The 22487-nt window shown below is 73.2% G+C and carries 6 protein-coding genes and 1 pseudogene; all 7 read right to left on the bottom strand.

Annotated elements, in window-relative coordinates; all coding sequences use genetic code 11:
- Positions 1 to 231 precede the first annotated feature (231 nt).
- Positions 232 to 1332 (bottom strand): HAD-IIIC family phosphatase, encoded by a 1101-nt coding sequence (locus tag KV557_RS20490; RefSeq protein ID WP_218202301.1) that lies wholly within the window; start codon positions 1330 to 1332, stop codon positions 232 to 234.
- Positions 1333 to 1341: 9 nt separating this feature from the next.
- Positions 1342 to 2493, bottom strand: a complete 1152-nt coding sequence (locus tag KV557_RS20485) for an acyl-CoA dehydrogenase family protein (RefSeq protein WP_218202299.1) — start codon at positions 2491 to 2493, stop codon at positions 1342 to 1344.
- A complete protein-coding gene (locus KV557_RS20480; protein ID WP_218202297.1) occupies positions 2486 to 2776 on the bottom strand; it encodes an acyl carrier protein in 291 nt (96 codons plus the stop codon). The genes KV557_RS20485 and KV557_RS20480 overlap by 8 nt, the downstream gene beginning before the upstream one ends.
- On the bottom strand, positions 2773 to 3639 hold the full coding sequence (locus KV557_RS20475) for a 3-hydroxyacyl-CoA dehydrogenase family protein (protein ID WP_218202296.1): 867 nt from the start codon (positions 3637 to 3639) through the stop codon (positions 2773 to 2775). The genes KV557_RS20480 and KV557_RS20475 overlap by 4 nt, the downstream gene beginning before the upstream one ends.
- 80 nt (positions 3640 to 3719) lie before the next feature.
- Complete coding sequence (locus KV557_RS20470; protein WP_218202295.1) at positions 3720 to 6809, bottom strand: condensation domain-containing protein; 3090 nt, start codon at positions 6807 to 6809, stop codon at positions 3720 to 3722.
- A 5-nt stretch (positions 6810 to 6814) separates the two neighbouring features.
- Entirely contained in the window at positions 6815 to 7651 is an 837-nt protein-coding gene (locus KV557_RS20465; RefSeq protein WP_218202293.1) for a hypothetical protein, read from the bottom strand.
- 189 nt (positions 7652 to 7840) lie between these two features.
- Positions 7841 to 22477, bottom strand: a pseudogene (locus KV557_RS20450) (SDR family NAD(P)-dependent oxidoreductase); the annotation flags it as partial.
- Positions 22478 to 22487: the final 10 nt, after the last annotated feature.

Genomic DNA, 22487 nt, shown 5'->3' with positions numbered 1-22487 from the left:
CAAAGAGAAACAGCAACGCAAAAGGGCTGAACAGAATGGCTGTACAGAATGGCTGTACAAGGAGGTTTGACCAAGGAGGTCTGAAACAATGTGAAACAAAAGGCGCGCCGGGGCCTCCGACAGCCAGGATATGAGCCGGTCCTTCCGGAGGACCACGTGTTCAACCGTGAAAGGCGCGCCGGTTGATCGGCGCGCCTTTCCGGACGGTCGGGGACCCGGCGTCCCTCACCTTCAGGCGACGGCGTCCTTCTCACCGGCGGCCGCGGCCAGTTCGGGCGCGCCGAGCCGCATCGTCGTCGGCGCCTCGCGGCGGTCGGCGAGCAGGTGCAGTCGCTGGACGCCCTCCCCGGCGGGCTCACCGAGGACGGCCACGCAGGCGCAGGGGTCGTCGGCGAAGCCCGCGAACCGGTAGGCGATGTCCATCATGCGGTTGCGGTCGGTCCGCTTGAAGTCGGCGGCGAGGTGCACGCCGGCCCGGGCCGCCTGGTCGATCAGCCAGTTGAGGAGGACCGCGCCGGCGCCGAACGTCACCACGCGGCACGAGGTCGCCAGGAGCTTGAGGTGCCACAGGTCCGGGTGGCGCTCCAGGAGGAGCACGCCCACGGCGCCGTGCGGGCCGAAGCGGTCGGTGAGGGTGACGGTGAGGACCTCGTGGTCCGGGTCGGCCAGCAGGGCGCGCAGCGCGGCGTCGGAGTAGTGGACGCCGGTCGCGTTCATCTGGCTGGTGCGCAGGGTCAGTTCCTCGACCCGGGACAGGTCCTCCTCGTCGGCCCGCTTGATCTCCATCACGAGGTCGAGGGTGCGGAGGAACTCCTCGTCGGGGCCGTTGAAGGTCTCCTTCTCGGCGTCCCGGCGGAAGCCGGCCTGGTACATCTCGCGGCGGCGCCGGGCGTCGACGGTGACGATCTCGGGGCTGAACTCGGGCAGTCCGCTCAGCTTGGTCGCCTCGTCGGCCGGGTAGCAGCGGATGTCGGGCGCGTGGAAGTTCACCTCGGCGCGCTCGGTGGGCAGGTCGTCGATGAACGCGACGGCCTTCTCGGCGAAGTTCAGTCGCTCGGCGATCAGCCTGACCGCGTCGGACTTGCGTCCCCAGCCGATCTGGGGATGCACGAAGTACTCGGCGAGACCCAGCTCTTCGAGGCGGTTCCAGGCGAGGTCGTGGTCGTTCTTGCTCGACACCGAATGCAGGACTCCCCTGGAGTCGAGCTCGATGATGGTGTCACGGATTCCGGGGAACAGCTCGACGTTCGGGTCCTCCAGCAAAGTGCCGTCCCAGACGGTGTTGTCCAGGTCCCAGACCAGGCACTTCACGAGGGTTGGCTTCTCAGCCACAGGGTTCTCCTACCAGCTTTGGTCGGACTTCGGGTCGGATGGACGTCGGTCGGAAATCGACAGGACGTGGTCCGCCAGGATCAACTGGCAGATCTCGTTGCTGCCTTCGATGAGCTCCATGAGCTTCGCGTCCCGGAACGCGCGGGCCACCACGTGCCCGTCCTCGGCTCCGGTCGACCCGAGCAGTTGGACGGCGGTGGCGGCGCCCCGGGCGGCGTGGCCGGCGCTGACGTGCTTGGCGAGGACCGCCATGAGGCCCATGTCCGGTGCGGCGGAGTCCCATTGCCGGCTGGCGTGTTCGCACGTGCGGAGCGAGGACTGCTCGGCGATGAGCAGCTCCGCGAGGTGCCCGCGGACGAGCTGGTGCTCGGCGAGCGCCACGCCCCCCTGGTGCCGGTGCTTCGCGTGCCGGCCGGCGGCGCTCAGGCAGGCCCGGAGGATGCCGACGCAGCCCCACGCGATCGACACGCGCCCGTAGGAGAGCGCCGTCGTGAACAGCATCGACAGGGGCTGCCCACCGCCGCCGAGCACGTGGGAGGCCGGCAGCCGGACGTTGTCGAGGCGGATGTTGGCGTGGCCGGCGGCCCGGCAGCCCATCGGGTGGGGCACCGGTTCGATGTGCACGCCCGGTGCGTCCACGGGGACGATCGCGGCGGCGGCGCCGTCGCCGTCGCCGTGCCGGCCCACGATCAGGACGAAGTCGGCGTAGCGGGTGCCGGTGACCCACTTCTTCTCGCCGTCGATGACGAACCCGTCCCCGTCGGCCTTGATCCGGGTCCGCATGGCCGCCAGGTCGCTGCCGGCCCCCGGCTCGCTGAAGCCGACCGCGGTGAGCTTCCCGCTGGTCAACTCCGCGAGGAGGGTGCGCCGTTGGGTCCGGTCGCCGAAGCGCTGGATCGTCCAGGCGACGATGCCCTGCGAGGTCATGACGGACCGCAGGGAGCTGCACAGGCTCCCGACATACGCGGTGAGTTCGCCGTTGTCCTGGCTGCTCAGCCCGAGACCGCCGTAGGACGCCGGGACCTGCGCGCACAGCAGGCCCTTGGCCCCCAGCGTGCGCAGCAGGTCGGTGGGCAGTTCGCCCGCGACGTCCCAGGCGGCCGCCCGGGCGCCGACGAGCCCGCCGATGAAGGCGCGCTCGTCGGCGAGTCGGTCAGGCATTCCCGGCCGCTTCCGCGGTGTCCCGCAGGCGCAGCACGAGGCCGGTCATGCCCTCGACGGTGCGGAAGTTGTCGAGCTTGAGGTCGCCGCCGACGATGGCGATGTCGTACGCGTCCTCCAGGTGGACGACGAGCTGCATCGCGAACATCGAGGAGACGACACCGGACGCGAAGAGGTCCTGGTCCGGCTCGACGTCGGTCTTGATGTGCTCGGTGAGGAAGCCGAGGATCTCCTTCTGGAGGGTCTCGGCGGTCAGCGGAGTGTTCTCCCCGTGGGCGGTCATGACGCGACCTTTCCGTAGTCGTAGAAGCCTCGTCCGGTCTTCCGGCCGAGGTGGCCGTCCTTCACCTTGGCGAGCAGGAGGTCACAGGGGCGGCAGCTTTCGTCGCCGCGGCGCTCGTAGAGCACGTTGAGCGAGTCGACCAGGTTCTCCAGGCCGATGAGGTCGGCGGTGGCCAGCGGGCCGGTGGAGTGCCCGAGGCAGCCCTCCAGCAGGCCGTCGACGACCTCGACGGAGGCGACGCCCTCCTGGACGAGCATGGCCGCGGTGTTGATCAGCGGGTGCAGCAGGCGGTTGATCACGAAGCCCGCCGAGTCCTCGATGACGAGGGACTCGCGGCCGAGGACGGCGAGCAGGTCGGTGGCCTGCTCCAGGACGGCGGGTTCCGTGCGCGGGCCGCGGATGACCTCGACCATCTTGATCATGTAGGAGGGGTTCATGAAGTGCACGCCCAGGAGGTCCTCGGGGCGCACGGTCCAGGAGGCCATCTCGTCGATCGGGATGCACGAGGTGTTGGAGATCAGCGTCGTGCCGGGCGAGACGACCCGGGAGGCGGCGGAGAGGACCTCCTTCTTGACCTCGGCGACCTCGGTGACGGCCTCGATGACGGTGGTGGCGTCCGCGATGTCGTCGAGGGAGTCGCTGGTGGTCAGCGTGCCCTGCGGACGGTCCGCCGGCAGTACGCCCATGAGCTGGGCGTGCCGCAGCTTCTGCCTGATGGTGTGCCGCGCCTTCTCCAGCACGGTCTCGTCCACATCGACCAGGACGACGGAGACGCCGTGGCCGAGGGCCAGCGTCGAGATGTTCGTGCCCATCACACCGGCGCCGATAATGGCGAGGCGGTGCTCCTCAAAAGCAGTGCTCATGGATTCTTCCCTGCGGTTTCGTGAGCCGGTTCCTGACGGCCGGCCCGGTCATGGCGACGCGTCCTGCCGTGACCCGCTGGTCACGCGCGCAGCCGCGCGGCGAGAGCGGCGGGGGTCGGGTGCTTGAACACGTCGCCGAGCTCAAGGGACGTACCGGTGAGTTCTTCGACCTTCTGCGCCAGTACGGCCGCGAGCAGCGAGTGACCGCCCGAATCGAAGAAGTCCGTGTGTGCCGTCGCCTCGGTGCTCAGCAGCTGCCGCCAGATCTCGACGAGGTCGCGGACGAGTGCGTCGTCCGCCGCCGGGTCCGGCCGGCCGGTGCCCTGCTCAAGTGCCTTCCGGGCGAGCCTCAGGAGGGCGTCCCGGTCGGGGCGGCCGTCGGGTGTCCTGGGCAGGTCGGCCAGGCGGACGACCTGTCCGGGGACGGCGAGCGGGGTGAGGCCGTCGGCGTCCACGTCCGCGTCCGCGGCCGTCTCGGCGAAGGCGACGACGGTGTGCTCGCCACCGGGCTGCGGCACGGCCAGGGCCGCGGCCGCGGTCACCCCGGGGCGGCCGAGCAGGACGGCCTCGACGTGGCCGAGGTCGACCGGGCCGTCGCCGGTGACGACCTGACGGTCGATCCGGCCGAGCCACTCGATCGTTCCGTCGGGCCGCCAGCGGGCGAGTTCCCCGGTGCGGTGGTGGCGACCGTGGCGTTCGTCGGCCGGGAACGCGGGATCGTCCGGATCGCTCAGGGCCAGACCCGGCCCGGCGAGGCAGAGTTCCCCGTGCACGCCGATGGGCAGCTCGCGCCCGTCGGGGGCGGCGACGAAGGCCCGCGTGTTGGCGATCGGCCGTCCCCGCCCGACGTCGTCGGGGGTGGCCACCCGGCCCGACACGGCCCAGCCGGTGGTCCGCCCGGTGCCGAAGCCGGAGTGCAGCCGGCAGCCGGCCGCGAGGAGCCGCTCCGCGGTCTCGGGGGACAGCTCGTCGCCCCGCGCCAGGACGGTCAGCCCGGGCAGCCCCTCCAGGATGCGGGCCGGGGTGCCCGGCGGGACGGCGACGACGGTCGCGTCGTGGCGCTCGGCGGCTTCACGGAGGGTGGCTGCACGAAGGGCGGCTGCGCCGGTCCGGGCCTCGTCGGGCGCGACCACGGAGCGGCCTCCGGCGCTCAGCGCCAGGAAGACGTCGAAGAGCGCGTCGAACGTGGCGGGCGCGGCGAGCGCCAGCACGCCGGTGCCGGGCCCGACGCCGAGTTCGGCGGCGAAGTGGCCGACCGTGCCGGCGATGCCCGCGTGGCTCAGCACGGTGGAGACCGGCTGCCCGTCGTCCCCACAGGTGTGGATCACGCAGGCGGGCGCCGTCGGTTCGACGGCCTCGTCCGGCGTGGCTGGGCCGGGCACGGAAGCGCCGTCCAGCGGCAGGACGGGGGGAAGTCCGATATCGGCGGGCAGTTGGACGCCCGTCCCGGTGAGGACGGCCTTCGCCCGGGAGTGCGTGAGCTGCCGGGTCAGCCAGGACGGGTCGTGCCCGGCGTCGAGCGGCAGACAGACGGCGCCGGCCCGCCAGACGCCGAGGACGGCGGCGGCAACCTCGCCCCGGGGCACGGCGATCGCCACCACGTCGCCCGCGCGGACGCCGGCACCGGCCAGCAGCGTGCGGACGGCGGTCGCGGTCCCGTCCACCTGGCGGTAGGTGACGGTGTGACCGTCGTCGGCCACGGCCGGGGCCTCGGGCGCCTTCTCCACCCAGGACCGGAACGCCGCGGGCACCGTCGGGTGCGCGGCCGGGGCCGCGGTCCCGTTGGCCCGGTCGACGGCCCGGCGGTCGGCGTCGCTCCAGCCCACCGTCCCGCCGAGCGGCCGGTCCGGGTCCTGGGCGGCCGCGACCAGCAGGGCCTCGAACCTGCCCAGCATCGCCTCGACGTCGGCGCGGGCCAGCGTCTCGGAGTACCGGAACACGACCTCCGCCCGGGACGGCGAGCCGACCAGCTCCAGGTCGAACTTGCTGTGCGGGTTCTCGACCGTCAGCACCCGGGCCGCCATGCCGTCGATCGACAGCTCGCCGGCCGGCGCCTCGGGCAGGAAGTTGAACAGGTGCCGGAAGAGCTGGGTCTGCCAGGACGTGCCGATCCCCGGGAGCTCCCCGGTCAGCTCGTCGACCGAGGTGTCGGCGTGCGCCATCGCCCCGAGGAACGCGTCCCTGGCCCGGCGCGCGAGCGCACGGAAGCCCTCGGCGAAGTCCACGCGGATGCGGATCGGCACGACGTTGACGTGGTATCCGATGGCGGCCGTGTTCGCCCCGCGGACATTGACCGGGGAGCCGACGACGAGGTCGGGCCCGGCGCCGTGCGACGCGAGGAGGGCGGCGTACGCGGCCAGCATCACCGCGCCGAGCGGCGCCCTGACCGCGCGCTGCAACTGCACCACGGCCTGCTGCGCCTCGGCGCCGAGCGCGCGGCTCGCGCTCTCGCCCGTCAGCATCGGCTGCCGGCCGCGCGGGGTGCCGCACCACAGGTCGAGGCCGCCCGGCTCGAATCCCTCCAGGGTCTCCCGCCAGTAGGCGAGATCGGCGGGCTTCGGCTCGGGCTCGGCGAGGGCCGAGGCCGGTGCGGTGGCCTGCGCCGGCACCGGCCGGCCGGCCGCGATCGCGTCGTAGACCGGGATGAACGCCTGAAGGAAGAGGGCGACGGAGACCATGTCGAACACCAGGTGGTGCACCGCCACGCAGAGGATGTCGCCGTCCGGGTGGGCGGCGAGTCCGACTCTGACCAGGGGCCGGCCGTCGAGCCGGAAGGAGCGGTCGGCGAACGCGGTCAGGTCCCGCTCCAGCGAGTCGCCCGACAGGTCGAGCGGCTCGATCTCCACGGCGAACTCGCCCGCGGGGACAACCTTCTTGACCAGGTCCGCCCCGGTCGTGCGGAAGACGGTCCGCAGCACCTCGAACCGGCCGACCACGATGGCCAGGGCCGCCCTCAGCACGTCCGGCCGAAGCCGGCCGCTCACCTGGAGGGCGAGCCCCAGGTTGTTGACCCCGGTCTCCGGGACCAGCTGCTCCAGCAGCCAGAGGGCCTTTTCCTTGTTCGTGGTCGCCGCGTTCGCGGGCGCCGAGTTCGAAGTTGCCGTGTTCGAAGTTGCCGTCTTCGCGGTATCCGGTTCCGGAGGCCGGACGGCACCCAGGTCAGAGTTCATTTCGCTCAGAATTCGGCGTGGTCGAGAAGGGCGCGAACAGTGGAGTCGTCCCGCAGGAGATCGACGTGGCCGATCTCCAGCGAAATCCGCCGGCCGAGCGCCTTGCTGGCGTCGACGACCGTCGCGGCGCCGCTCTTCTCCAGGTCGGCGTAATCGGACGAGGTGATGGCGAGCGAGCGGCCGAAGCCCTGGCTCGGGTCGATCTGGGAGGCGGCGGAAAGCCACGTCATGTACGACTCGAAAAGCAGGACGACCTCGTCCCTGCGGGCGTCGGCGAGACCGATCCGCTGGAAGGCGATGGAGGCCATCTCCCGGTAGAGGTCGACGATCTCGACGGCGGCGTCGAGCAGGCCGATCGACGGGGTCCCGACGATCTCGGCGGCACGCTTCCGGGCGTGCTCCGCCTCGTCCGCGGAGAAGACCGGGCCGGCCAGCCCGATCATCTTGTGGATCTCCGATTCGAGCAGCTGCAGGTCGGTGACCTGCGCGTCGAAGAGGATCACCTTGGGAGCCGTGCCCTGCCGCTCGGCCAGGCGATCCGCGATCTCCGCCGCGTAGACGCCGCCGACGCAGTAGCCCATCACGGCCACCACCTCGTACTTCTCCCACGCGCCGTCCCGCAGCCAGTGCTCGGTGTAGAAGTCGCCGGCCGGACGGTCGGCCAGGCGCACCGGCGGGGGCGTGGTCTGCAGGAACCCGTGACCGGACCAGGCCGGGCCCATCTTCTTCGCGAGGTCCTCGAACCCGGCCTCACGACGCCCGGCCGCAGGGAAATCGACGCCGAGAATAAGGGAATTCGACGTGGGGGCGGTTATGACGCTCCAGGCGTTCTCGTTCGGCACTTTCTCATCCCGTCTTCGGAGTCGGATGGCTGGTTTCCCTGCGGTGCAGCCCGCGGAACTGATCTTCGAAAAAGCGGTTGGACGCTGGCACGATCCCGGATTGCCGCGGACCTCTCATTGGTCCCCGGCGCCTTCCTGAAGTGCCGCCGTCAGCTCGCCGAGCAGGAACTCCGCGATCGCTTCCGGCAGATAGAGGTCATAGACGAAGCCCTCCGGCAGCTTAAGGCCGGTCTGCTCGATAATTCTTTCCCGCAGTTGAACAGCCGACATGGACGTCATGCCCATCTCGAAGACGTCGCGGTTCGGGCGGACCGGGTCGACCGACGCGTAGCCGAGCATCGCGGCGATCTCCTGGCGGACCAGGTCGAGCATCAGCTCCTGCTGCTCGGGCCGGGAGAGGCCGGTCAGCTGCCGCGCCCAGCCGAGGTCCCCGGGCCCGGCCTCGGCCCCGTCATCGCCCTGCGGGCCGTCGAGCGGCGCCAGTTCGCGTTCCCGCTGACGCCACGTCGAGAGCTGCGCCAGCACCGTGCCCAGCGGCATGTCCTCCCGCAACGGCTCGGCCAGGCCAAGGACTTCGGCCAGGGCGGCCATGTCCTTGCCCTCCAGCGCGGCCCAGAAGCGTTGCTCGCCCGGTGAGGCGGAGCCGGCCGTGGCCGGTTCGGAGGCGGGCCTCCGGGCCGGCGGCTGCGGCCAGTAGTGCTGCCGCTGGAAGGCGTACGTCGGCAGATCGACGCGGCGCCCGCCGCCCAGGACCGCGGCCCAGTCCACGGTGACCCCGTGAACGTGGAGGGCGGCCAGGCCGGCCGTGAACGACCGCAGTCCCCCCTCCCCGTGGCGGAGCGTCCCGGTGACGGTGGCTCCGCCCTGGGTTCGCAGGCCCTTGTCGTCCAGGGCCCGGGCGATGGCCGCGGTGAGCACCTGGTCGGGGCCGACCTCGACGTACGCGCCGAACCCGCCGTCGGCCAGGGCGTCCACCAACTCTCGTACCGGCACGGTGTCCTGCGGGCTGCCGCACCAGTGGTCGGCGCCCAGGTCCGCGCCCTCGACCCAGGCCATGGCCCGGGTGGAGAACACCGGCACCGTCCCCGCCTGCGGGCGGATCGAGGCCAACTCCTCCCGGCTCGGATCCGCGCCTGCCGGCGAACGGCCGGTCAGCGCCGCGATCCTGGCCGCGTCCGGCAGCGACAGCACGCCGGCCACGTGCGCGGCCGCGATCTCGCCGACGGCGTGGCCTGCGACGGCGGCCGGGTGCACGCCCGCCGAGCGCCACAGCGCGGCGAGCGACACCATCACCGCCCACAGCGCCGGCTGGCGGACGTCGGGGCGGTCGAGCGCCGGGCTGTCCGCCCCTTCGCGCAGTACCTCGGTCAACTTCCAGTCCACGTACGGGGCCAGGGCCTGTTCACACGCGGCGATCCGGGCCGCGAAGACGGGTGCCTCGTCCAGCAGTGCGGCAGCGGAGCCGGGCCACCCGGACTCGCTGCCGGGGAAGACGAACACCGGCTTCCGGCCCGCCGCCGCGGTTCCGGTCAGGACGTCCCTGGTCTGCACGCCCGCAGCGGCCACGGCGAGGCCCGCGAGCAGGCCGTCCCGGTCCCCGCCCAGCACGACCGCCCGGCGGTCGAAGACCGTGCGCGTCGTGGCCAGCGAGAACCCGATGTCCACCGGGTCCACGTCCGGCCGGTCGAGAAGGAACTCGCGCAGCCGTCCGGCCTGGGCCTGGAGCGCCTCCGTGGTCCGCCCGGACAGCACCCACGGCACCACCGCCGGCGGTGCCGACGGCGCCGCGGCAGTCCCGGTTGACGCAGGGGCGGTCGCGGTCGGCGCCGGGGCCTCCTCCACGATGACGTGCGCATTGGTGCCGCTGATCCCGAACGAGGACACGCCCGCACGACGCGGCCGCCCGTTCGCCTGCCACGGCACCGGTTCGGTCAGCAGCCGCACCTCGCCCGCCGACCAGTCCACGTGCGGCGTGGGCTCGTCCACGTGCAGCGTCGCGGGCAACTCGCCGTGCTGCAGCGCCAGCACCATCTTGATCACACCGGCCACACCGGCAGCCGCCTGCGTGTGCCCGATGTTGGACTTCACCGAGCCCAGCCACAACGGCCGGTCCTCCGACCTGTCCTGGCCGTACGTCGCCAGCAGCGCCTGTGCCTCGATCGGGTCGCCGAGCCTGGTGCCCGTACCGTGCGCCTCCACGACATCGACCTCGTCCGCGCGCAGCTTGGCGTTGGCCAGTGCGGCCCGGATCACCCGCTGCTGCGAGGGACCGTTGGGGGCGGTCAGACCGTTCGACGCACCGTCCTGGTTGGTCGCACTGCCCCGCAGCACCGCAAGCACCTTGTGCCCGTTGCGCTGCGCGTCGGACAGCCGCTCGACCACGAGCATGCCCGCGCCCTCGGCGAAGCCGGTGCCGTCCGCCGCGGCGGCGAACGCCTTGCAGCGGCCGTCCGGGGCGAGCCCGCGCTGCCGGGAGAACTCGACGAACGTCCCCGGGGTGGCCATGATCGTCACGCCGCCGGCCAGCGCCATCGAGCACTCACCGGACCGCAGCGCCTGCGCGGCCAGGTGCAGCGCCACCAGCGCCGACGAGCACGCCGTGTCGACCGTCACCGCCGGCCCCTCCAGGCCGAACGTGTAGGCCAGCCGGCCGGACAGGATGCTGGTCGCGATCCCGGTCATCAGGTGCCCCTCGACCTCGGCACCGCCATGCATCAGCACGCTCATCTCGTACCCGGACGTGTACCCGCCCACGAACGTACCGGTCTGGCTGCCGCGCAGGGAGGCGGAGTCGATCCCGGCCCGCTCGAAGGCCTCCCAGGCCAGTTCGAGGAGCAGCCGCTGCTGCGGGTCCATGGCCAGCGCCTCGCGCGGGCTGATCTCGAAGAAGCCGGCGTCGAACCCGCTGGCCTCCTCCACGAACCCGCCGGCCTGGGTGTACGAGGTGCCGGTGTGAGCGGCGTCCGGGTCGTACAGGGCCTCCAGGTCCCAGCCGCGATCGTCGGGGAACGCCGCTATCGCGTCCTGCCCGTCGGCGAGCATGCGCCAGAGGTCCTCGGGACCGGTCACACCGCCCGGGAACCGGCAGCTCATCCCGACGATCGCGATCGGCTCGTCGTGGGCCGCGGCCCCGACCGGGACCGGAACCTCCGCGCCCACGGCAGCCTCGCCGCCGAGCCGGCCGCGGAGGTGACCGGCGAGCGCGGCCGGGTTGGGGTAGTCGAAAACGAGCGTGGCCGGCAGCCGCAGCCCGGTCGCGGTGGTGAGACGGTTGCGCAGTTGGACGGCGGTGAGCGAGTCGAAGCCCAGCTCCTTGAAGGCGCGGCCCGGCTCGATGGCGTCGCCGGAGGCGTGGCCCAGAACGGCGGCGACGTGTGCGCACACCAGGTTCAGCAGCATCCGGTCGCCGTCCGCGGCGGGCAGCGCCGCGAGTTGCTGCCGCAGCGAGTCCGCGCCCGCCCCGCCGGAGGCGGCGCTCCGCCGGGCCGGCCGGCCGGCCAGCGCCCGCCACAGCGGCGGGATCTCACCGGTGCGGGCCGCCTGGGACCGCAGTCCGGCCAGGTCCAGCCGGGTCGCAACCAGCAGCGCCTCGTCCCGGGCGAGGGCCAGGTCCATCAGGGCCAGGCCCTCGGCCGCGCTCAGCGCGGTGGTCCCGCTTCGGGTCATCCGGGAGCGCTCGGAGTCGGTGAGCTGCCCGGTCAGGCCGCTGACGTTCGCCCACAGGCCCCAGGCCAGCGACGTTCCGGGCAGGCCTGCGGCGCGGCGATCGGCCGCGAGTGCGTCCAGGAACGCGTTGGCCGCAACGTAGTTGCCCTGGCCCGGGACACCGAACGTCGCCGCGGCCGAGGAGAACAGGACGAAGTGCTCCAGGTCCAGGTTCCGCGTGAGCTCATGCAGGTTCCACGCACCGTCGGCCTTCGGCCCCATGACGGTGGCCACCCGCTCCGGGGTCAGCGACGCGATCGTCCCGTCGTCGAGAACACCAGCCGTGTGGACGACGGACTTGAGCGGACGCTCGGCCGGGATACCCGCGAGCAGTGCGGCCAGCGCATCCCGGTCCGCCGCGTCACACGCGACCACGTCCACCGACGCACCCAGCTGTGCCAACCCCGCGGCCAGCACGGCCACATCGGCGGCCGCCGGACCCGAACGGCTCGTCAGCACCAGCCCGTCGGCCCGCCCGGTGGTCACCAGATGCCGGGCAACGAGGCCACCCAGCGTGCCCGTACCACCCGTCACCAGAGCGGTCCGCGGGCCCGACGACTGTTCAACTGCCGCCAGGGAGCGGGATGGACGCGTCAGCCGTCGTCCGTGGGCCACCTCGCCACGGATGGCCACCTCCGCTTCGCCGGCGGCCAGTGCCGTTGGCAGGACGGCGGCGGCCTGGTCGTCAGTGGCGGGCAGGTCCACGAGGACCAGCCGGCCCGGGTTCTCCGACTGCGCCGAGCGCAGCAGACCCCAGACGGCGGCGGCGGACAGGTCGGCGACCCGCTCACCAGGCGAGGCGGCCACGCCGCCACGGGTGACGACGACCAACTGGGCCGTCTCCAGCCGTTCCTCGGCCAGCCAGTCCTGGGCCAGGCCCAGGGCCTCGCCGGTCGCCCGCGTGGCGGCCTGTGCCGCGTTGCCACCGTGCTGGTCACCGGCGCAGGCCAGGACCATGGCGGGCTCGATCTCCCCCGCCTCGGTGGCGGCGGCGACGTCGGCCAGACCCGGGAACGAGCGCACCGACACGCCGGAGGCGCTCAGCGCATCGACCAGACCGAACCGGTCGGCGCCGATCAGCGCCCAGTCCCCGGACGGTGCCTGCGCCCCGGCGATCGGGGCCCACTCGACGGTGAACAGGGCGTCCGCCACTGCCGAGTCGGCGGACTGGAGCTGATCGGCCGCCACCGGGCGGGTGATCAGCGACGCCACCGACACCACGGGAGCGCCCGTGGCGTCCGCCGCCGTCAGCGTCAGGCCGCCCTGCGCGTCACGGCGCAGCCGGGCCCGCAGGACCGAAGCCCCGCCGGCGTGCAGCTCCACGCCCGTCCAGGCGAACGGCAGCCGCACCTGACCCGGCTCGTCGGCGCTGCCGGCCAGGGCACTGGCCTGCAACACCGCGTCCAGCAGCGCCGGATGCAGACCGAACGCCCCTGCGTCCTGCGCCACGGACTCCGGGAGCGCCACCTCGGCGAAGACGTCCTCGCCACGGCGCCAGGCGGCCCGCAGCCCCTGGAACGCCGGGCCGTAGCCGTACGGCCCCTCGGCCGCGGCCTCGTACATGCCGGTGACGTCCACCGCCGTGGCGCCGCGCGGAGGCCAGACCGCGAAGTCCTCCTCCGCCACTGCGGTTTCCTCGGTAGGGGCGACCACACCGCCGGCGTGCTGGACCCATTCCTGCTGCGCGTCGGGACGCGAGAACACCTCGAGTCCGCGCCGCCCGTCGGCGTCCACCTCGGCCACGACCACCTGGACCTGGACCCCGCTGCCGTCGGCCGGCAGGACCAGCGGTGCCTGGAGGGTCAGTTCCTCCAGGAAGCCGCAGCCCACCTGGTCGCCGGCGCGCACGGCCAGCTCCACGAAAGCCGTACCGGGCAGGAGCACAGCCCCGCCGATCGCGTGGTCGGCCAGCCACGGGTGGGTGCGCACGGACAGCCGTCCCGTGCAGACCATTCCCGCGCCACCGGCCAGTTCGACGGCCGCGCCCAGCAGCGGGTGGCCGACCGCGCCCAGGCCGAGCGACACCGCGTCCCCGCCGGTGGCCGGTCCGGCCGCGCGCGGCCAGAACCGCTCGTGCTGGAAGGCGTAGGTCGGCAGTTCGATCCGCTCGGCGGCCGGAAGGACGGACGTCCAGTTCACGGCGGCGCCGTGGACGAAGGCCTCGGCGAGCGAGGTGATCAGGCGGGTCGCGCCGCCTTCGTCGCGGCGCAGCGTGCCGCAGACGGCGGCGGGCGTGATGCCCGGGCCCGCCTCCTGGGCGACCTCTTCGAGGGTGTCGTTCATCGCGCCCATCAGCACCGGGTGCGGCGTGACCTCCACGAACAGCTGGTGGCCCTGACCGGCCAAAGTCCGCACCGCGCGGTCGTAGTGCACCGTCGCGCGCAGGCTTCCGTACCAGTAGGCGGCGTCCAGCTCCTCGCCCGTCAGGGTCTCCCCCGTCATCGCGGAGACCATCGGCACGCGGCCCCGGCGGGGAGCGATCCCGGCCAGGACGGACGTGATCTCCTCCTCCAGCCGGTCGACCTGAGCGCTGTGCGACGCGTAGTCCACGGCGACCATCCGGGCGCGGACGCCCTCGGCCTCCAGCTCCGCCTTCAGCTCCTCCAGGGCCTCCGGCTCACCCGAAACCACCACCACAGCCGGACCGTTGACCGCTGCCAGCGAGAGGCGGTCCCCCCAACGCGGGAGACGTTCCTCAACAGCGGCGGCCGACCGGCTCACCGACAGCATCCCGCCGAGACCGGCCAGCACCTTCAGCGACTGCGAGCGGAGGGCCACCACGCGGGCGCCGTCCTCGATGCTGAGCATCCCGGCGACCGTGGCCGCGGCGATCTCGCCCTGCGAGTGGCCCACGACAGCGTCGGGCGTGACGCCCGCGGCCTCCCAGACCGCCGCGAGCGAGACCATCACGGCCCACAGCGCCGGCTGGACAACATCCGCAGCCTTCATCTCGGGCGCACCCGGCGCGCCGGCGAGAACCTCGCTCAGCGACCAGTCCACATACGGCGCCAGCGCCGCCTCACACTCGGCCAGCCGAGCCGCGAACACCGGGCTGGACTGCGCCAACTCCTGGCCCATGCCGACCCACTGCGACCCCTGACCCGCGAAGGCGAACACCACCCGCGCACCTGGCCGGGCCACACCCGACACCACCGAACCCGCAGGCACACCAGCAGCAAAACTCTGCAGACCCGACACCAGCTCAGCACGGTCGGTACCGACCACGACCGCCCGGTGCTCGAACACCGACCGCGTCGTCGCCAGCGACCACGCCACCTCCGCCGGCGCCGACTCCGGCCGGGCGGTCACCCAGTCGTGGAGCCGCTCCGCCTGAGCCGTCAGGCCTTGAGCCGACCGGCCCGACACCACCCAGGCCTCGGCCCCACCGGGCTCGACCACCAGCGGACCAGCGGCCGGCTCGACCTTCTCGGCGCCGTCCTCGGCGGGCGGTGCCTCCTCCAGCAGAACATGGGCGTTGGTGCCGCTGATGCCGAACGAGGACACGCCCGCTCGCCGCACCCGGCCGTCGGACGGCCACGGCACCGCCTCCGTCAGCAGCTCCACCTCACCGGCGGACCAGTCCACGTGCGGCGACGGCTCGTCCGCGTGCAGCGTCCTCGGCAGCTCCCGGTGCTGCAACGCCAGCACCATCTTGATCACACCCGCCACACCGGCAGCCGCCTGCGTGTGCCCGATGTTGGACTTCACCGAGCCCAGCCACAACGGCCGGTCCTCCGGCCGCTCCTGGCCGTACGTCGCCAGCAGCGCCTGCGCCTCGATCGGGTCGCCCAGCGTGGTGCCCGTCCCGTGCGCCTCGACCACGTCCACATCGGCGGCCGACAGGCGCGCGTTGGCCAACGCCGCCCTGATCACCCGCTGCTGCGACGGACCGTTCGGCGCCGTCAGACCGTTCGACGCACCGTCCTGGTTCACCGCCGACCCGCGCACCACCGCGAGCACCTTGTGCCCGTTGCGCAGCGCGTCCGACAGCCGTTCCAGGACCACCATGCCGGCGCCCTCGGCGAAGCCCATCCCGTCGGCCTGCGCGGAGAACGCCTTGCACCGCCCGTCCTCCGCGAGGCCGCGCTGCTGGCTGAACCCCACGATCCCGTCGGGGGTGGCCATGACCGTGGCCCCGCCGGCGAGCGCCATCGAGCACTCCCCGGCGCGGATCGCCTGGGTGGCCAGATGCAGCGCGACCAGGGACGACGAGCACGCCGTGTCCACCGTCACCGCCGGGCCTTCGAGACCCAGCACGTACGACACCCGGCCCGACATCACACTCGTGGCGAAGCCGGTCGTCAGGTGCCCTTCCGCGCCCTCGCTCCCGGTCGCCAGACCGAGCCCGTAGGCCGACGCGAACCCGCCGACGAAGACGCCGGTCTGGCTGCCGCGCATCGAACCCGGGTCGGTGCCGGCCCGCTCCAGCGCCTCCCAGGACGTCTCCAGCAACTGCCGCTGCTGCGGGTCCATCGCCAGCGCCTCGCGCGGGCTGATCCCGAAGAACCCGGCGTCGAACCCGCCGGCGTCCGCGACGAATCCGCCCTCCCGGGTGTAGGAGGTGCCCACACTCTCGGGGTCCGGGTCGTAGAGCCCGTCCACGTCCCAGCCACGGTCGTCCGGGAAGCGGGAGACCGCGTCCGTCCCGGTGGCGAGCAACTGCCAGAACTCGTCGGGGTCGTTCACGTCGCCGGGGAGCCGGCAGGCCATGCCGACGATCGCGATCGGCTCGTCGGAGACCGCCTCCGCCGTGCGGACCGGCAGGAGACTCACCGGCTGCTCGCCGTCGCCCACGAGCCGGGCCCGGAGGTGACCGGCGAGCGCGACGGGGTTGGGGTAGTCGAAGACGAGGGTGGCCGGCAGCCGCAGGCCGGTCGCGGTGCCGAGGCGGTTGCGCAGTTCCACCGCGGTGAGCGAGTCGAAGCCCAGGTCGGAGAAGGCCCGGCCCGGCTCGACGGCGTCGGCGGAGGTGTGCCCCAGGACGGCGGCCACGTGCGTCCGGACCAGGTCGGTGAGCAGCCGCATCCGGTCCTGCTCGGACAGCCCGGCCAGCTGCTGGTGCAGCGAGTCCGCGCCGCCGGCGCCCGAGGCGGCGGTCCGCCGGCCGGTCCCGGCGGTGACCAGGGTCCGCCACAGCGGCGGAATCTCCGCGCTGCGGGCCGCCTGGGCCCGCAGCCCGGCCAGGTCGAGCCGGGTCGCCACCAGCAGCGCCTCGGATCGGGCAATCCCCATGTCCAGCAGGGCCAGGCCCTCGGCCCCGCTCAGGGCCACGGCGCCGCCGCGGGTCAGGCGGGCCCGGTCGGAGTCGGTGAGCTGCCCGGTCAGGCCGCTGACGTTCGCCCACAGGCCCCAGGCCAGGGACGTTCCGGGCAGGCCGGCAGCCCGGCGGTCGGCCGCGAGTGCGTCCAGGAACGCGTTGGCCGCAACGTAGTTACCCTGGCCCGGGACACCGAACGTCGCCGCGGCCGAGGAGAACAGGACGAAGTGCTCCAGGTCCAGGTTCCGCGTGAGCTCGTGCAGGTTCCAGGCGCCGTCGGCCTTGGGCCCCATGACGGTGGCCACCCGCTCGGGGGTCAGCGACGCGATCGTCCCGTCGTCGAGGACACCGGCGGTGTGGACGACGGACTTGAGCGGACGCTCGGCCGGGATGCCCGCGAGGAGCGCGGCCAGCGCATCCCGGTCCGCCGCGTCGCACGCGACCACCTCGACCGATGCACCCAGCTCCGCCAACCCGGCGGCCAGCACGGCCACATCGGCGGCCGCCGGACCCGAACGGCTCGTCAGCACCAGCCCGTCGGCCCGCCCGGTGGTCACCAGATGCCGGGCAACGAGGCCACCCAGCGTGCCCGTACCACCCGTCACCAGCGCCGACTTGCCGTTCCTGCCGAACTCGAGCGGGGCGGTGGGGATGGCGAGGACCAGCTTGCCGGTGTGCCGTGCCTGCTGCATGAAGCGGAACGCCTCCCGCGCCCGCCGCACGTCCCAGGCGCGGATGGGAAGCCGCGTCAGCTCGTCGGCCGCCATCAGCTCGACGATCCGGCCGAGCATCGCGCCCATCCGCTCGGGACCGGCCTCGCCGAGGTCGAACGGCCGGTAGAGGACCCCCGGATGCTCCGCCGCCAGCAGCTCCGTGTCCCGCAGGTCGGTGCGACCCATCTCGACGAACGCCCCACCGCGCGGAAGCAGCCGCAGCGACGCGTCGATCAGCTCGCCCGCCAGGGAGTTCACGACGATGTCGACACCGGCATTGTTCGTAGCGGCCAGGAACTCCGCCTCGAACCCGGCGCTGCGCGACGAGGAGATGTGCGCCCCGTCCAGACCCATCGCCGCCAGCACCGGCCACTTGGCCGGGCTCGCCGTCGCGAAGACCTCCAGCCCCAGGTGCCGGGCGATCTGCACCGCCGCCATGCCGACACCACCGGCGCCGGCGTGCACGAGCACCCGCTGCCCGGCCTTCGCACCGGCCAGCTCCACCAGGGCGTACCACGCCGTCATGAACGCCACGGGTACCGATGCGGCGTCGGCGAAGGACCAGCCGTCCGGGATCCGCACCATCTGCCGCGCGTCCGTGACCACCACCGGCCCGAACCCGCCTGCGGCGACGCCCATCACGCGGTCGCCGACAGCCAGTCCGGTCACCTCGGGGCCGAGCTCGATCACCGTTCCGGCGATCTCACTGCCCATCACACCACCGCCCGGGTACATGCCCAGGCCGATCAGCACGTCCCGGAAGTTCAGCCCGGCCACCCGGACCGCCACCCGGACCTGCCCGGCCCCCAGCGGGTCACCGGCCTGCGGCGCCGCCGCGAGCACCAGGCCCTCCAGCGACCCGCCGGCATCCGGCTCCAGCCGCCACAGACCCTCGGGCACCACCAACTCGCCCGACGGACGCGCCAAGCGACGCCCGTAGACCGCCTCGCCACGGATGGCCAGCTCCGACTCGCCGCTGCCCACGGCGGACGGCAGCACGTCGGCGTGCGTACCGGTCTCACCGGCCGGCAGGTCCACGAGGATCAGGCGGCCCGGGTTCTCCGACTGCGCGGAGCGCAGCAGACCCCAGACGGCGGCGGCGGGCAGATCGGCGACCCGCTCACCGGCAGCGGCAGCCACGCCGCCTCGGGTGACAACCACCAGACGGGCCGCCTCCAGCCGCTCCTCGGCCAGCCAGTCCTGCACCAGCCCCAGGGCCTCGCCGGTCACCCGCGCGGCGGCCTGTGCCGGGTTACCACCGTCCTCGCCACCGAGGCAGACCAGCACCGGCCCGGGCTCGATCTCCCCCGCCTCGGCAGCAGCGGCAAGCTCTGCCAGGCCCGGGAACGAACGCACCGGGACCCCGGACGCGTCGACGACGCCGAAACGGTCGGCGCCGATCAGCGCCCAGTCCCCGGACGGGGTCTGAGCCGCGGCGATCGGAGCCCACTCCACGGTGAACAGCGCATCCGCCACCCCGGGGCCAGTGGACCGGAGTTGATCCGCCACCACCGGACGGGTGATCAGCGAGGCCACCGACACCACCGGAGCACCCGTGGCATCCGCGGCCGTCAGCGTCAGGCTGCCCTGCGCGTCACGGCGCAGCCGGGCCCGCAGGACCGACGCACCAGCAGCGTGCAGCTCCACGCCCGTCCACGCGAACGGCAGCCGTATCTCGCCCGGCTCAGCGTCCACGCCACCACCGACCAGAGCGGAAGCGTGCAACACCGCGTCCAGCAGCGCCGGGTGCAGACCGAACGACCCCGCGTCCTGCGCCACGGACTCCGGGAGCGCCACCTCGGCAAAGACCTCATCGCCGCGACGCCACACCGCCTTCAGCCCGTGGAACGCCGGACCGTAGCCGTACGGCGTCCCGGCCAGGGCCTCGTACATGCCGCTGACGTCCACCGCCGTGGCCCCACGCGGCGGCCAGACGGCGAAGTCCTCCTCCACCACTGCGGTTTCCTCGGCGGGGGCGACCACACCGCTCGCGTGCTGCACCCATGCCTGCTGCGCATCGGAGGCGTCAGGACGCGAGAACACCTCGACCGTCCGGCGCCCGTCCGCATCGGCACTGGCCACGACCACCTGGACCTGCACGCCGCCGCCGTCGGCCGGGAAGATCAGCGGTGCCTGCAGGGTCAGTTCCTCCAGCAGGCCGCAGCCCACCTGGTCCCCTGCGCGAACCACCATCTCGACGAAGCCGGTACCCGGCAGGAGCACGACCCCGCCGACCACGTGATCGGCCAGCCACGGGTGCGTGCGCACGGACAGCCGTCCGGTGCACACCATGCCCGCGCCACCGGCCAGTTCCACCGCCGCGCCCAGCAGCGGGTGACCCACCGCCCCCAGGCCCAGCGACACCGCGTCCCCGCCGACGGTCGGCCCTGCTGCCGGCGGCCAGTACCGCTCGTGCTGGAAGGCGTAGGTCGGCAGCTCGATCCGCTCACCGGCCGGGAGCACGGACGTCCAGTTCACGGGCGCACCGTTGACGTACGCCTCGGCCAGCGAGGTGAGCAACCGCGTCGCGCCGCCGTCGTCACGCCGCAGCGTCCCGCAGACGGCACCCGGCACCGCACCCGGGCCGGCCTCCTGTGCGACCTCTTCCAGGGTGTCGTTCATCGCACCCAGCAGCACCGGGTGCGGCGTGACCTCGACGAACACCTGGTGACCCTGGCCCGCCAGGGTCCGCACCGCGCGGTCGTAGTGCACCGTCGCGCGCAGGCTTCCGTACCAGTAGGCGGCGTCCAGCTCCTCGCCCGTCAGGGTCTGGCCGGTCATCGCGGAGACCATCGGCACGCGGCCCCGGCGGGGAGCGATCCCGGCCAGGACGGAGACGATCTCCTCCTCCAGCCGGTCGACCTGAGCGCTGTGCGACGCGTAGTCCACGGCGACCATCCGGGCACGCACGCCCTCGGCCTCGAACTCCGCCTTCAGCTCCTCCAGAGCCTCCGGCTCACCCGAAACCACCACCACAGCCGGGCCGTTGACCGCCGCCAGCGACAGACGATCGCCGAACCGCGCAATGCGTTCCTCGACCACCTCGGCGGACCGGCTCACGGAGAGCATCCCGCCGAGACCGGCCAGCACCTTCAGCGACTGCGAGCGGAGGGCCACCACCCGGGCGCCGTCCTCCAGCGACAGCATCCCGGCCACCGTCGCGGCAGCGATCTCACCCTGCGAGTGACCCACAACCGCACTCGGGTTCACGCCGGCGGCCTCCCAGACCGCCGCCAGCGACACCATCACCGCCCACAGCGCCGGCTGGACGACATCCGCAGCCTTCATCTCGGGCGCACCCGGTGCGCCGGCGAGAACATCGCTCAGCGACCAGTCCACGTACGGCGCCAGCGCCGCCTCACACTCGGCGAGCCGAGCCGCGAACACCGGGCTGCACGAAGCCAGTTCCTGGCCCATGCCCAGCCACTGCGACCCCTGACCCGCGAACGCGAACACCACCCGCGCACCGGCACGCGCCACACCCGACACCACCGAACCCGCAGGCACACCGGCGGCCAGACTCTCCACACCGCCGAACAGTTCGGCATGCTCGGTGCCCACCACCACGGCCCGGTGCTCGAACACCGACCGCGTCGTCGCCAGCGACCACGCCACATCCGCCGGCGCCGACTCCGGCCGCGCCGCCGCCCACTCGCGCAGCCGCTCCGCCTGAGCCGTCAGCCCCTCGGCCGTACGGCCCGACACCAGCCAGGCGTCCGCCCCCGACACCACCGGCGCCGTCGCCGGGGTGTCACCGTCCTGGGGCTCGCCGCCCTCGGCGGGCGCCTCCTCCAGGATGAGGTGGACGTTGGTGCCGCTCAGGCCGAACGAGGACACGCCGGCGCGGCGGGTGCGCTCACCGGCCGGCCACGGCACGGCCTCGGTCAGCAACTGCACGTCGCCGTCCGTCCAGTCCACGTGCGGCGAGGGCTCGTCCACGTGCAGCGTCTGCGGAAGCTGCTCGTGCTGCAGCGCCATCACCATCTTGATCACACCGGCCACACCAGCAGCCTGCTGGGAGTGGCCGATGTTGGACTTCACCGAGCCGAGCAGCAACGGCCGGTCCTCCGGCCGGTCCTGGCCATAGGTCGCCAGCAGCGCCTGCGCCTCGATCGGGTCACCGAGCGTGGTGCCCGTCCCGTGCGCCTCGACCACGTCCACGTCAGCGGCCGACAGGCGCGCGTTCGCCAAGGCCGCGCGGATGACGCGCTGCTGTGACGGCCCGTTCGGCGCCGTCAGACCGTTCGACGCACCGTCCTGGTTCACCGCCGACCCGCGTACCACCGCGAGCACCTGGTGCCCGTTGCGCAGCGCGTCCGACAGGCGCTCGACGACGACCATGCCGGCGCCCTCGCCCATCCCCATGCCGTCCGCCGCGGCCGAGAACGCCTTGCAGCGCCCGTCCTCGGCCAGGCCGCGCTGCCGGGAGAAGCCGACGAAGCCGTTGGTGGTGGCCATGACCGTGACGCCGCCGGCCAGCGCCAGCGAGCACTCCCCGGACCGCACCGCCTGGCAGGCCAGGTGCAGCGCCACCAGCGACGACGAGCACGCCGTGTCGATGGACACCGCCGGCCCCTGCAGCCCGAGCAGGTAGGAGATGCGGCCGGACATCACGCTGGCCGCACCACCGGTCATGAGGTGCCAGTCGAGGCCCTCCATGGTCTGCAGGGACTGGTGCGCGACGTAGTCGGAGGGGGCGACGCCGACGAACACGCCGGTCAGCGAGCCCCGGAGCGAGGCCGGGTCGACCCCGGCCCGCTCCAGTGCCTCCCACGAGGTCTCCAGCAGGAGCCGCTGCTGCGGGTCCATCGCCAGCGCCTCACGCGGACTGATCCCGAAGAACCCCGCATCGAAGCTCGCCGCGTCCCGCAGGAACCCGCCCTCGACCACGTAGGAGGTGCCCTGGTGGTCCGGGTCGGGGTCGTAGACACCCTCGGTGTCCCAGCCACGGTCGTCCGGGAAGCCGGAGATCGCGTCCCCGCCGGCGGCGAGCAACTCCCACAGTTCCTCGGGAGTCGTCACGCCGCCCGGGTAACGGCAGCTCATACCGACGATCGCCAGCGGTTCCGAGGCCGCAGAGACGAGCTGGCGGTTCCGCTGCCGCAGCCGCTCGGTCTCCTTCACGGAGGCACGCAGCGCCTCAAGGAGCTTGTCGGCCTGT

The organism is Kitasatospora aureofaciens (assembly GCF_019192735.1).
Classification (GTDB): Bacteria; Actinomycetota; Actinomycetes; order Streptomycetales; family Streptomycetaceae; genus Kitasatospora; species Kitasatospora aureofaciens_A.
This window is presented reverse-complemented; position numbering and strand designations above follow the sequence as displayed.

Coding starts and splice junctions, on each gene's coding strand:
- KV557_RS20485 (WP_218202299.1), bottom strand. CDS start 2,493: ATGCCTGACCGACTCGCCGACGAGCGCGCCTTCATCGGCGGGCTCGTC.
- KV557_RS20480 (WP_218202297.1), bottom strand. CDS start 2,776: ATGACCGCCCACGGGGAGAACACTCCGCTGACCGCCGAGACCCTCCAG.
- KV557_RS20475 (WP_218202296.1), bottom strand. CDS start 3,639: ATGAGCACTGCTTTTGAGGAGCACCGCCTCGCCATTATCGGCGCCGGT.
- KV557_RS20470 (WP_218202295.1), bottom strand. CDS start 6,809: ATGAACTCTGACCTGGGTGCCGTCCGGCCTCCGGAACCGGATACCGCG.